At 70.8% G+C, this 13,166-nt stretch carries 10 protein-coding genes; 3 read left to right on the top strand and 7 right to left on the bottom strand.

Annotated elements, in window-relative coordinates; all coding sequences use genetic code 11:
• On the bottom strand, positions 1-781 hold a 781-nt coding region (locus SSQG_RS01410), incomplete at its 3' end, for an AMP-binding protein (RefSeq protein ID WP_039931746.1).
• Positions 782-931: 150 nt separating this feature from the next.
• Here SSQG_RS01410 and SSQG_RS01405 point away from each other — a divergent pair.
• Positions 932-1,165, top strand: coding sequence for a DUF6480 family protein (locus SSQG_RS01405; RefSeq protein WP_039931745.1), 234 nt, complete (start codon positions 932-934; stop codon positions 1,163-1,165).
• Positions 1,166-1,187: 22 nt separating this feature from the next.
• On the opposite strand, the gene SSQG_RS01400 is transcribed toward SSQG_RS01405, so the two are convergent.
• From SSQG_RS01400 to SSQG_RS01375, 6 genes are all read right to left on the bottom strand, one after another.
• Positions 1,188-2,276, bottom strand: a complete 1,089-nt coding sequence (locus SSQG_RS01400) for a glutamate--cysteine ligase 2 (RefSeq protein WP_003987858.1) — start codon at positions 2,274-2,276, stop codon at positions 1,188-1,190.
• Between the two features lie 114 nt (positions 2,277-2,390).
• On the bottom strand, positions 2,391-4,598 hold the full coding sequence (glgB, locus tag SSQG_RS01395; RefSeq protein WP_003987857.1) for a 1,4-alpha-glucan branching protein GlgB: 2,208 nt from the start codon (positions 4,596-4,598) through the stop codon (positions 2,391-2,393).
• Between the two features lie 3 nt (positions 4,599-4,601).
• Positions 4,602-5,963, bottom strand: coding sequence for a maltokinase N-terminal cap-like domain-containing protein (locus SSQG_RS01390; protein ID WP_039931744.1), 1,362 nt, complete (start codon positions 5,961-5,963; stop codon positions 4,602-4,604).
• 28 nt (positions 5,964-5,991) lie between these two features.
• Positions 5,992-7,710: a maltose alpha-D-glucosyltransferase gene (gene treS, locus SSQG_RS01385; RefSeq protein ID WP_003987855.1), complete on the bottom strand. Its 1,719-nt coding sequence runs from the start codon at positions 7,708-7,710 to the stop codon at positions 5,992-5,994.
• A complete protein-coding gene (locus SSQG_RS01380) occupies positions 7,707-9,704 on the bottom strand; it encodes an alpha-1,4-glucan--maltose-1-phosphate maltosyltransferase (RefSeq protein WP_039931743.1) in 1,998 nt (665 codons plus the stop codon). The genes treS and SSQG_RS01380 overlap by 4 nt, the downstream gene beginning before the upstream one ends.
• A 74-nt stretch (positions 9,705-9,778) precedes the next feature.
• A complete protein-coding gene (locus tag SSQG_RS01375) occupies positions 9,779-10,078 on the bottom strand; it encodes a DUF5133 domain-containing protein (protein ID WP_003987853.1) in 300 nt (99 codons plus the stop codon).
• 363 nt (positions 10,079-10,441) lie between these two features.
• On the opposite strand from SSQG_RS01375, the gene SSQG_RS01370 reads away from it, so the two are divergent.
• Both SSQG_RS01370 and glgX read left to right on the top strand, forming a co-directional pair.
• Entirely contained in the window at positions 10,442-10,954 is a 513-nt protein-coding gene (locus SSQG_RS01370; protein ID WP_003987852.1) for a hypothetical protein, read from the top strand.
• Positions 10,951-13,110: a glycogen debranching protein GlgX gene (gene glgX, locus SSQG_RS01365; RefSeq protein ID WP_003987851.1), complete on the top strand. Its 2,160-nt coding sequence runs from the start codon at positions 10,951-10,953 to the stop codon at positions 13,108-13,110. The genes SSQG_RS01370 and glgX overlap by 4 nt, the downstream gene beginning before the upstream one ends.
• Positions 13,111-13,166 lie beyond the last annotated feature (56 nt).

Raw genomic sequence — 13,166 nt, 5'->3', positions numbered from 1 at the left:
GGTCGGCCTGGTGCCCCACCAGCAGGGCGCCGCGCAGGCACAGGCCCTGGATCATCAGCCCGAACACGTGCGAGAAGGGCAGGAAGGCGAGCACGGAGCCCTGCTCACCGGCGGGTGCCGCGGTGTGTCCCCAGCCCGAGATCAGCGTGTCGCAGGGGGCGGCCAGGTTGCGGTGGCTGAGGGCGCAGCCCATGGCGTGGCCGGAGGTGCCGGAGGTGTAGGCGACGACGGCCGTGGAGTCGGGCAGCACGATGCGGCGCATCGAGTCGACCGTGGCCAGCGGGACGGACTCCCCGCGCACCGCGAGTTCCTCCAGCGCACCCGCGTCCAACTGCCAGACGTGGCGCAGCAACGGCAGCGACGCGCACACCGAGCCGACGGTCATGACGCCCTGCTCGTCCTCGACCACCACGGCGACACAGCCGGCGTCCCGCAGGATCCACTCGACCTGGTCCCGCGACGCCGTCGGGTAGACCGGGACGACCTCGGCCCCCACGGCCCACAGCGCGTAGCACAGGACCGTCCACTCGTACCGGGTGCGCGCCATGATCGCCACGCGATGGCCCGGCGCGATCCCGGAAGCGATCAGCCCCTTGGCCGCGTCCACCACCTCGTCGCGCAGCTCGATCGCCGTCACCTCCTGCCAGCGGGCGGAGGCGGGGTCGGCGCGGCGGGCGAGCAGCGGCCGGGTGGGCTCGCGCTCCGCCGTCTCGAAGACGCTGTCGGCGAGCCCGCCGGTCAGGGGCGAAACGGCCGGTGGGGCGACGGCGAGGTCGCGCATGCACTGCTCCTGACGTGTACGGGGTGTGACGTTGCCGACGGGTACCGTCATCGGCGGGGCTCGAATGTAGTCGAGGAGGGCGCCTCAGGGGTCGGGAAATACGGAAGTGGTTCATCTGATGATCTCGGCGTGAGGGGGGACCCGGACGGCATGAGTCACATCAGTCCTGATCCCGAACCCGAGCGCACCACGGGCCTGGAACCGGGCGGCGGCGTACCGCCGGGCGAGACCCCGCCGGCGGAGAGCAGCCTGCCCGAGGCGGGGCCCCGGGAGACGCACAACCCGCCCGAGGGCTGGTCCAGGGCACCGCTGGCCGCGATCATCGTCCTCGTGGTGCTGGTCGCGGCGTTCTTCCTGGCCTACGCCCTCGTCCTGATCCTGTGAACCGCGCGGCAGCCGGGACGCCTCACGCCTGGGTGAGGCGCACGCACTCGGTGACGACGTCCCGCAGGCTCCCCGTGCGCTCCATCAGCGCGCGCTGCACCTGGGCACCGTTGCCGTTCCGCAGCAGTTCCTCGCAGGCGGTCCGTGCCCGATCGAGGTCCCCGGTGCCCGCGAGGGCCTCCTCGACGTGGTCCAGCAGGGCACGGACGACCGCCTCCGCGGGCATCCGCCGCATGGTCACGGGGTGCAGCAGCTCGCCCGCCAGACCGGAACGGGCGGCCTGCCAGTCGGCCAGCCGCAGCAGGGTGACACTGTGGTCGAGCGGTTCGCGGCCTTCCCGCCACTCGCGCGCGGCGGTCTCGACCAGCCCGCGGGCGAGCATGGCGACCAGCACGGCGGTGCCGGAGTGCAGGCAGACGTCCGAGACCCGGATCTCCACCGTCGGGTACCGCTGGGACAGCCGGGCGTCGAAGTAGATCATCCCGTCGTCGAGGATGACGCCCGTGGCCACCATGTCCGCGATCAGACGGTGGTAGCGCTCGGCCGACCCGAAGATCTCCGTGGGACCGGCCGACGGCCAGCGCAGCCACACCCTGCTGCGATAGCTGCTGTAACCCGAGTCCTTGCCCTGCCAGAACGGCGAGTTCGCACTGATCGCCTTCAGGACCTGGAGCCAGGGCCGCAGCCGGTCGGCGACCGCCACGCCCTCGTCCTCGGACTCGACCGAGACGTGCACATGGCAGCCCATGACGAGCTGCTCCCGGGTGGCGATGCCGTACTGGTCCGCCATCCACTGGTAGCGCCGGTTGACGCCGATGGCGGGGCTCACCGGCAGCGGGGAGGTGGCGAGCGCCGCGACGGTGCAGCCGATCTCCCCGGCGTGCCGGGCGGCCTCCTTGCGGCAGCGGACGATCTCCGCGCGCAGGCTCTCCATGGACGACTGCGGATGGGTGGCGAACTCCAGCATCTGCTCGTGGAGTTCCTTCTCGAAGACGTCCTGCTCCGCGTCGTTCTGCGCGGCCCGGGCGAGCACTGCTGCGGACAGTGCCCGCGGTTCCCCTGTCTCCGGATCGACCAGGAGGAGTTCCTCCTCCACTCCGACGGTGCGCACCCTGATGCCCGCCCTTCTGTGCCCCTGCCGCCTCGTACCCACCGGGTTCTCCCGGTGGGTACGACCCTTAGTGCCCCTCACAGGCGGCGGGACACCTGGCGCGACGGCAGGACTTCACGGAGCGAACGGCGTCAGCCAGACCGTGGCCAGCGGAGGCAGGGTGATGCGGACACGGCCGTCCTCCCGTTTCACCGGATCCGGGTTGGTGACGCCGCTGCCCCCGTAGCGCGTGGCGTCGGTGTTGAGGCTCTCCTGCCAGGCCTCGGTCTCGTCCGGGACCCACAGGTCGTAGTCGTGCCGGACGACGGGGGAGAAGTTCGACACCGCGAGCAGCGGGTTGCCCTCGGCGTCGTATCGGAGGAACGCGAAGACGTTGTCGTCGGCCGAGTCCACCGCCACCCAGCGAAAGCCCTCCGGGCGGGTGTCGCACTGCCACAGCGCCGGGGTCGCCCGGTACGCCGCGTTCAGGTCGCGGACCAGATCGCGCACGCCCCGGTGGTCGCCCGCCGAGTGGTAGCCGTCGTCGAGCAGCCACCACTCCGGCCCGTGCTCCACCGACCACTCGGCCCCCTGCGCGAACTCCTGCCCCATGAACAGCAGCTGCTTGCCGGGATGGCTCCACATGAAGCCCAGATAGGCGCGAACGTTCGCCCGCCGCTGCCACCAGTCGCCCGGCGCCTTCGACACCAGTGCCTGCTTGCCGTGCACGACCTCGTCGTGGGAGATCGGCAGCACGTAGTTCTCGCTGTAGGCGTACACCATCGAGAAGGTCATCTCGTGGTGGTGGTACTTGCGGTGCACCGGCTCGTGGGCGAGGTACTCCAGCGAGTCGTGCATCCAGCCCATGTTCCACTTCAGCCCGAAACCGAGCCCGCCGGTGTCGGTGGGCCGGGTCACCCCGCCCCAGGCGGTGGACTCCTCCGCGATCGTGACCACGCCGGGAGCGCGCCGGTACACGGTCGCGTTCATCTCCTGGAGGAACCCCATGGCCGCCAGATCCTCCCGGCCGCCGTAGGCGTTGGGCTCCCACTGGCCGTCCTCGCGCGAGTAGTCGAGGTAGAGCATCGAGGCGACCGCGTCCACGCGCAGACCGTCGATGTGGAACTCCTCGCACCAGTACACCGCGTTGGCCACGAGGAAGTTGCGCACCTCGGTGCGGGCGAAGTCGAACTCGTACGTGCCCCAGTCCGGGTGCTCGGCGCGCCGGTCGTCCCCGGGCTCGTACAGCGGGTCCCCGTCGAACCGGGCCAGCGCCCAGTCGTCCTTCGGGAAGTGCGCCGGGACCCAGTCCATGATCACGCCGATGCCGGCCCGGTGGCAGGCGTCGACGAAGTACCGGAAGTCGTCGGGGGAGCCAAGCCGCGCGGTCGGCGCGTAGAACCCGGTGACCTGGTAGCCCCAGGAGCCGTGGAAGGGATGTTCGGCGACCGGCATCAGTTCGACGTGCGTGAAGCCGAGGTCCTTGACGTACGCCGGAAGCTCCTCGGCGAGCCCGCGGTAGTCCAGCCCCGGGCGCCAGGACGCCAGATGCACCTCGTACACCGAGAACGGCGCCTCGTGCACCGGCGTGTCCGCGCGGTGCGCCATCCACTCGGCGTCGCCCCACTCGTAGTGCGAGGCCGTCACGATCGACGCCGTGTTCGGCGGTTCCTCCGTGCGGCGCGCCATCGGGTCGGCCTTGAGGAAGCGGTGGCCGTACCGGGAGTGGATCTCGAACTTGTAGGCGGTGCCCTCGCCGACGCCCGGCAGGAACAGCTCCCACACCCCGCAGGCGCCCAGGGACCGCATCGGGAACTGCGTACCGTCCCAGTGGGTGAAGTCCGCGGCGACCCGCACGCCCTGCGCGTTCGGCGCCCACACCGTGAAGCGGGTGCCGGTCACGCCCTCGTGGGTCATCGGCTGTGCGCCGAGCGCCTGCCAGAGCTGCTCGTGCCGGCCCTCGCGGATCAGATGCAGGTCCAGCTCGCCGAGCGCGGGCAGGAAGCGGTACGGGTCGTGCGTCTCCTGCTCGCCGCCCTCGTAGGCCACGTGCAGCAGGTACTCGGGGATCTCCGCCAGCGGCAGCACACCCGAGAAGAGACCGTCGCCCTCCGAGACGAGGGCGGTGCGCTTCCCGCCGATCACGACGCTCACGGAACGGGCGAAGGGCCGCAGCGCCCGGAACACGATCCCGCCGGGAACGGGGTGGGCGCCCAGCAGCGCGTGCGGATCGTGATGGGCGCCCGCCAGCAGGCGCCCGCGGTCCTGCGGGCTCAGGGCGGACGCGGTCGTGTTCGGGAGCGGGCCGGCCGGCTCCGGGATTGAGGTGTCGCGCAGGGCCACGGCTCAGTCTCCTCTCACAGCGAGGCGCTCGATCGCCGCCATCGGTACAGGCAGCCAGTCGGGGCGGTGCCGTGCCTCGTACAGCACCTCGTACACGGCCCGGTCCGTCTCGTAGGCGCGGAGCAGTCCGTGTTTCTTGCGGGGGTCCCAGCCGGCCCGGGCGGCATAGCCCGCGCAGTAGGCCTCGCGGCAGCGACGCGCCCACTCCGGCCGCCAGGGGCGGCGCTGCCGGGCGGCGTAGTCGAACGAGCGCAGCATCCCGGCGATGTCCCGCACGGGGGAGTGGGCGCTGCGCCGTTCGGAGAGCGGCCGGGACGGCTCGCCCTCGAAGTCGATGACGAACCACTCGCGCCCGGCCCGCAGTACCTGGCCCAGGTGCAGGTCGCCGTGGATGCGCTGAGCGGGCGGACCGGCATCGCAGGTGGTGAGGGCGGCGAACGCGGTCCGCAGGCCCGGCACGAACGGCTGGAGCGCGGGCACACAGTGCGCGGCGGCGTCCAGCCGCTCGGTCATCGCCGCCGCCGTGCGCCCGTTCTCCCCGGGCGCGCCGACCGGGAAGGCCGAGGCCAGCGCGAGGTGCACGTCCGCCGTCGCCGCGCCCAGCGCCCGGGCCTGCACCGTGAAGTCGTCGCCGGCGGCCAGGGCGTGCAGCGCCAGCGTCCAGCCGTCGGAGGCGTCCCGCAGGTACGGCTGGAGCACGCCGAGCGTGGCCCTGAACGGATGCTTCGTCTGGAACCAGGCCACGGGTGCGGGGACGCGGTGGCAGCCCTGACGAACCAGCGCGCCCGGCACCTCCAGATCGGGATTGACCCCCGGCTGGATCCGCCGGAAGACCTTCAGGATGTACTCGTCGCCGTACACCAGCGAGGAGTTGGACTGCTCCGCGTCCAGCAGCCGCGGCACCAGTCCGGCGGGCACCTCCTGGTCCGGGTCGCAGTCGAAGCGCAGGGGGCCCGCGGTGCCGGGAAGCCGCAGCCGGTCCAGGAGCAACTGGGCCGAGCGGGGGTCGTGCAGCGCGTCGTAGACCGTCAGGCCGGCGAGCGGCCCGTCCTGCACCCGTCCGATGAGCGCCCGGCCGAGGCGCGGTGACGGGTGCTCCCGTACGCCGAGCAGCAGCTGGTAGCAGTCGCCGGCCGGGAGGGCCCCGCCGGGCGAGGGCACGCCTGTGTGGCCGGCGTGCACCAGCAGGTGCAGACAGCCCGGGAACAGCTCGGTCATCGACAGCAGGCCGAGCTCGGTGACGGGCCGGTCCTTGCCCGCGAACCAGCGCTGTCGCGGCAGCCAGTCACGCAGCAGTACGCCGAGCGACTCCATGGGCTCGGCCAGGCGCGTGGGGCCGGGGCGGACGGATGCCGTCTTCGGCATGGTCACGCCTCCTTTCGTCGGCGCGTGCTCACAGTCGCCTGCCGATGCGGGATGCGACTCGGTTGAGCCGGAACCAGTAGAAGCCGTGGCCCCCGAGGGTCAGCAGGTACGGCAGTTCGCCGATGGCCGGGAAGCGGACTCCGCCGAACAGCTCCACCGGGTGCCGCCCGGCGAACTCGCGCAGATCGAGCTCGGTGGGCTGGGCGAAGCGCGCGAAGTTGTTGACGCACAGCACCAGGTCGTCCTCGTACTCCCGCAGGAACGCCAGCACCGCCGGGTTGGAGGAGGGAAGTTCGGTGTAGGTACCGAGGCCGAAGGCGGGGTTCTGCTTGCGGATCTCGATCATGCGGCGGGTCCAGTGCAGCAGCGACGAGGGCGACGACATCGACGCCTCGACGTTGGTGACCTGATGGCCGTAGACCGGGTCCATGATCGCCGGCAGGAAGAGGCGGCCCGGGTCGCAGGTCGAGAACCCGGCGTTGCGGTCGGGTGTCCACTGCATCGGTGTCCGGACCGCGTCGCGGTCGCCGAGCCAGATGTTGTCCCCCATGCCGATCTCGTCGCCGTAGTAGAGGATCGGTGAGCCGGGGAGGGCCAGCAGGAGCGCGGTGAACAGCTCGATGGTGTGCCGGTCGTTGTCCAGCAGGGGCGCGAGGCGGCGCCGGATGCCGATGTTGGCCCGCATCCGTGGGTCCTTGGCGTACTCGGCCCACATGTAGTCGCGCTCTTCGTCGGTGACCATCTCCAGCGTGAGCTCGTCGTGGTTGCGCAGGAACATGCCCCACTGGCAGCCCGAGGGGATGGCCGGCGTCTTGGCCAGGATCTCGGAGACCGGGTAGCGCGACTCGCGCCGCACCGCCATGAAGATGCGCGGCATGACCGGGAAGTGGAAGGCCATGTGGCACTCGTCGCCGCCGCTGGGGTAGTCGCCGAAGTAGTCGACGACGTCCTCGGGCCACTGGTTGGCCTCGGCCAGCAGCACGGTGTCCGGGTACTGCGCGTCGATCTCGCGACGGACCCGTTTGAGGAATGCGTGGGTGGCGGGCAGGTTCTCGCAGTTGGTGTCCTCGGCCGCGTACAGGTACGGCACGGCGTCCAGGCGGAAGCCGTCGATGCCCAGGTCCAGCCAGAACTTCAGCGCGGCCAGGATCTCCTCCTGGACGCGCGGGTTCTCGTAGTTGAGATCCGGCTGGTGCGAGAAGAAGCGGTGGAAGAAGTACTGGCCCCGCACCGGGTCGTGGGTCCAGTTCGACGTCTCGGTGTCGACGAAGATGATCCGCGCGTCCGGATAACCCTTGTCGTCGTCGGCCCACACGTAGTAGTCGCCGTAGGGCCCGTCGGGGTCCTTCCTCGACTCCTGGAACCACGGGTGCTGGTCGCTGGTGTGGTTCATGACGAAGTCGATGATCACGCGCATGCCGCGCTGGTGGGCGGCGTCGACGAACTCCACGAAGTCGGCCAGGTCACCGAACTCCGGCAGCACGGCCGTGTAGTCGGCGACGTCGTAACCCCCGTCGCGCAGGGGGGACTTGAAGAACGGGGGCAGCCACAGGCAGTCGACGCCGAGCCACTGGAGGTAGTCGAGCTTTGCGGTCAGGCCCTTCAGGTCACCGACGCCGTCGCCGTCGCTGTCCTGGAACGAGCGGACGAGCACCTCGTAGAAGACGGCGCGCTTGAACCAGTCCGGGTCCCGGTCCCTTGCGGGAGTGTCCTCGAAGGTGTCCAGCACGGGCTCGTTCACGGTCATGACGTTCCTGTCCCTCCGTTCGCCCCCGCGGCGGGCGGTGACAGGACGTGGAAGACGTGCGCGGGAGCCCGCCCCGGCTCCAGACGCACGTAGCTGTGCCTGCTCCAGTGGTAGGTCTCGCCGGTGAGCTCGTCGCGCACCGGCACCGACTCGTGCCAGTCCAGGCCGAGTTGCGGCATGTCCAACGAGACCGTCGCCTCCTGGGCGTGGTGCGGGTCGAGGTTGGCGACCACCAGAACCGTGTTCGAACCCTTCCGCTTCGAATAGACGATCACCGCTTCCTGGTCCGCCTCGTGGAAGTGGAGATCGCGCAGCTGCTGGAGGGCCGGATTCTCCCGACGGATGGTGTTGAGCCTGGTCAGCAGCGGGGTCAGGGTGCGCCCCTCGCGTTCGGCGGTGACCCAGTCACGGTGCCTGAGCTGGTACTTCTCCGAGTCGAGGTACTCCTCGCTGCCCTCGCGCAGCGGGGTGTTCTCGCACAGCTCGTAGCCGGAGTAGATGCCCCAGGTGGGGGAGAGGGTCGCGGCGAGCACGGCCCGGACCTCGAAGGCGGGCCGGCCGCCGGTCTGGAGGTAGGCGTGCAGGATGTCGGGGGTGTTGGTGAAGAAGTTGGGCCGCATGTAGGAGGCGGCCTCGCCCGACAGTTCGGTGAGGTACTCGGTCAGTTCCTGCTTGGTGTTGCGCCAGGTGAAGTAGGTGTAGGACTGCTGGAAGCCGATCTGGGCCAGGGTGTGCATCATCGCCGGGCGGGTGAACGCCTCCGCCAGGAAGATCACGTCGGGGTCGGTGCGGTTGACCTCCGCGATCACCCGCTCCCAGAAGACGACCGGTTTGGTGTGCGGGTTGTCCACCCGGAAGATCCGCACGCCGTGGTCCATCCAGTGCCGCAGCACCCGCACGGTCTCGGCGATCAGGCCGTCCATGTCGGCGTCGAAGGCGATGGGGTAGATGTCCTGGTACTTCTTGGGCGGGTTCTCGGCGTAGGCGATGGTGCCGTCGGGGCGGTGGTGGAACCACTCGGGGTGTTTCTGCACCCAGGGGTGGTCCGGGGAGCACTGCAGGGCGAAGTCCAGCGCGACCTCCAGGCCCAGGTCCCGGGCCTGGTCCACGAACCAGGTGAAGTCCTCCAGGGTGCCCAGGGCGGGGTGGACGGCGTCGTGGCCGCCCTCGGGCGAGCCGATCGCCCAGGGCACGCCGACGTCGTCGGGGCCGGGGGAGAGGGAGTTGTTCTTGCCCTTGCGGAAGGTGGTGCCGATGGGGTGGATCGGGGGCAGGTAGACCACGTCGAAGCCCATCGCGGCGATCGCCGGCAGTCTGCGGGCGGCGGTGCGGAAGGTGCCGTGGGGCTGGGTGCGGGTGCCCTCGGAACGCGGGAAGAACTCGTACCAGGAGCCGTAAAGGGCCCGCTCCCGCTCGACCAGCAGCGGCAGCGGCTCGGAGGTGGTGACCAGGTCCCGCAGCGGATGCCGGGCCAGCACCTCGTCCACCTCCGGCGTCAACGCCCCCGCCAACCGCGCCGACGGGGTCAGCGAGTCGTCGCGCAGCGTCTTCGCCGCGCCGAGCAGCACAGCGCGGCCGTCCTCCTTCGGCACGCCGGCCGCCGCTCGCTCGTGAAGTTCGGCACCCTCTTCCAGGACCAGACCCGGGTCGATACCCGCCGGCACCTTGATGCCCGCCGTACGGCGCCAGGTGGCGACCGGATCGCTCCACGCCTCCACCCGGTACGTCCAGCGGCCGACGGCGTCCGCGGTGACCTCCGCGCCCCACCGGTCCGTGCCGCGGGCCAGCTCCCGCATCGGCGTCCACGGCCCGGGCCGGCCCTCGGGATCCTTCAGGACGACGTTGGCGGCGACCGCGTCGTGCCCCTCCCGGAACACGGTGGCGGTGACCTCGAACGTCTCTCCCACGACCGCCTTGGCCGGCCGGTTGCCGTTCTCCACGGCCGGGCGGACATCCCGCACCGGGACACGGCCGATGGCCCGGGTCCTGCTCATGGTCCTCACCTCCACCGTGGTCGAAAGCCGGGCCCGCGGGCCCGGTTCAGGGGACAAGACGTGCGGGAGGGGCGCTACATGGCCGCCGGGGAGCGCCGCTTCGCAGCCGGCGGTCTTCGCCCGACCGCCGCGGCCGGAAGGGGCCGTTCGCTCTGCTCCTCCAGATAGGTGACCTGGGGCGTGCGCAGGTACCGCTCGGCCGCGTCCGCAGCCTCCCGCGCGCACCGCTTCCCCATCAGCACGCAGAGCGTGTAACCGGAGTCCTCGAACGTGGCCCGGACCGTGCGGTCGTTCGGTGCCGCGAGCATCACGCGTTCCCAGGCCCGGTAACGCCGCAACTGCCGGGCGACTTCGGCTTTGGCGGGTAGCAGCATGGCGCCGATCACCTTTCGGGCTCGAGGGGGACGGTCTCCCGACGGTCGGACGGGGGCCGCGCGCACAGCGGCACGGACCCGTAACGGCGATCGAGTTCTTCACACATGGTGCACGCGCGAGGACGCAGCGTCCTGTTGGATCTTCGCTGGACAGCCGCGCGGATGCGCCGTTCGGGGGATGCGAGAAGCTGCTCACTTGTGTGCGCTGTCGCCTCAGGTGTGCGCTCGTGTTGCACGAACGGGCTAGCACCCTCACTCTGAGGGTGACTCAGAAGCGATACACACTCACGTTCCGTGTTCGGGGCTCGTCCCGCAGACCGCGGGAGCGAGGAGGAGCTGAGCTTCGCGGTGAGGAGCCGACCGATGAAGACCGCAGTGCCCTGCTACTACCACCTCGACGTGGAAGTCAGCCCGGACCGGGTGGGACAGGTCAGCCGCATTCTGGCCGCTCACCTGAGGTTCTGGGACCTGGACAACCTCGTCCAGCCCGTCTGCGGTGGTGCCGAGATGCTGCTCAAGGCCATCGACGAGCACGCCACGGACAAGAACACGTCGATCGAGATGTGGTGGAACGGGCAGCACCTGATCACCGCCATCGGGGACAACGACCGCGCCCTGCGCCCGGACCAGGAGCTGAGAGGCTGCCTGGAGCACCTCGCGGCGATGAGCGACGGCTGGGGCTGCTGCGCCACCGAGACCGGCAGCAAGGTCATCTGGTTCTCGCAGCGCGCCCGCGCCGGCGAACGCGTCCCGCTGGTGCCGACCGCGCCCGCGCCGCACCTGAGCGAGGGCCTCGACGTGCCCCGCGAGGTACGGGTGGCCCAGCTGGCCGGACCGGCCGACGCTCCGGACGAGGTCCTGGAGGAGGCCCGGTGACGCGCCGGCAGCAGACCCGGAAAGGGGTGTCCGTCTGGGGCGGGCGCCCCTACCCGCTGGGGGCCGACCACGACGGGAAGGGCACCAACTTCGCGCTCTTCAGCGAGGTCGCCGAACGCGTCGAGCTGGTCCTCGTCGACGACGACGGCACCCACACCCAGGTGCCGCTGACCGAGGTCGACGGTTTTGTGTGGCACGGTTACCTGCCCGGCGTCGGCCCCGGCCGGCGCTACGGCTACCGCGTGCACGGGCCGTGGGCCCCGGCCGCGGGCCACCGCTGCAACCCGGCGAAGCTGCTCCTCGACCCGTACGCCCGCGCGGTGGACGGGCAGATCGACAACCACGCCTCGCTCTACGAGCGCGATCCCGAGGGCAGCGACCCGGCCGACAGCGCCGGGCACACCATGCTCGGCGTGGTGACCGACCCGTCCTTCGACTGGGGCGACGACGCCCGGCCCTGCCGGCCGTACGCCGACACGGTGATCTACGAGGCGCACGTCAAGGGTCTGACGCGCACCCACCCGGAGGTGCCCGAAGAGCTCCGCGGCACCTATGCCGGGCTCGCGCACCCCGCCGTCGTCGAGCACCTGACCTCGCTGGGTGTCACGGCGGTGGAGCTGATGCCGGTGCACCAGTTCGTCCACGACGGCGTGCTGCGCGACCGCGGGCTGGCCAACTACTGGGGCTACAACACGATCGGCTTCTTCGCGCCGCACAACGGCTACGCCGCCCACGGCACGCGCGGCGAACAGGTCGCCGAGTTCAAGCAGATGGTGAAGACCCTGCACGCGGCCGGACTCGAGGTGATCCTCGACGTGGTCTACAACCACACCGCCGAGGGCAACGAGAAGGGCCCCACCCTGTCCTTCCGGGGCATCGACAACTGCTCGTACTACCGCCTGGTCGACGGCGACTGGGGGCACTACTACGACACCACCGGCACCGGCAACAGCCTGCTGATGCGTCACCCCTACGTACTCCAGCTGATCATGGACTCGCTGCGGTACTGGGTCACCGAGATGCACGTCGACGGATTCCGCTTCGACCTCGCGGCCACGCTGGCCCGGCAGTTCCACGAGGTGGACCGGCTGTCGGCGTTCTTCGACCTGATCCAGCAGGACCCGGTGATCAGCCGCGTCAAGCTGATCGCCGAACCGTGGGACGTCGGCGAAGGCGGCTACCAGGTGGGCAACTTCCCACCCCTGTGGTCGGAGTGGAACGGCATGTACCGCGACGCGGTGCGGGACTTCTGGCGCGGCGAGGACCACACGCTCGGTGAGTTCGCCTCCCGGCTGACCGGTTCCTCCGACCTGTACGCGCACAGCAGGCGCCGGCCCCGCGCCAGCGTCAACTTCGTCACCGCGCACGACGGGTTCACCCTGCGCGACCTCGTCTCCTACAACGACAAGCACAACGAGGCCAACGGCGAGGACAACCAGGACGGCGAGAGCACCAACCGGTCCTGGAACTGCGGCGCCGAGGGCGCGACCCGCGACCCGGCCGTCCTGGAGCTGCGCGCCCGCCAGCAGCGCAACCTCCTCGCCACGCTGCTGCTCTCCCAGGGCATCCCGATGCTCTCCCACGGCGACGAGCTCGGACGCACCCAGCGCGGCAACAACAACGCCTACTGCCAGGACAACGAGATCTCCTGGATCGACTGGCGGCTCACCGAGGAGCAGCGCGACCTGCTGGAGTTCACCCGGTACGTCATCCGGCTGCGCACCGGGCACCCGGTGCTGCGCCGGCGCCGCTTCTTCCTCGGAGAGACCCTGACCCGCGCGGACCAGCCGCTGCCCGACCTGGTGTGGCTGGCGCCGGACGCCCGCGAGATGACCGACGACGACTGGCAGCGCGGTGACGCGCACTCCGTCGGCGTCTTCCTCAACGGCGACGCCATCGCCGAACCCGACTCGTGCGGCCGCCCCGTCACCGACGACTCCTTCCTGCTGTTGCTGAACAGCCACTGGGAGCCGGTCGACTTCCGTCTGCCGGACGCCGCCTACGGCGAACTGTGGTCGGCCCTGATCGACACGGCCGATCCGGAGGGCACCCCCGACGAGTCGGAGCACAAGGCCGACACGGACCTGACGGTCGGTTCCCGCAGCCTGGTCCTGCTGTCCCGGCCGTCACGCGCGTCCCGCGGGAAAGCCGAGTGACGGGCTGGGTCTCGTGGACTCGGTGGGCAGCGGCCACCGGGCGGCACACTCCCTGC

This window comes from Streptomyces viridochromogenes DSM 40736, assembly GCF_000158955.1.
Lineage (GTDB): Bacteria > Actinomycetota > Actinomycetes > Streptomycetales > Streptomycetaceae > Streptomyces > Streptomyces venetus.
Note: the sequence above shows the minus strand (reverse complement) of the source record. Positions and strands in the feature narration are given on the sequence as shown.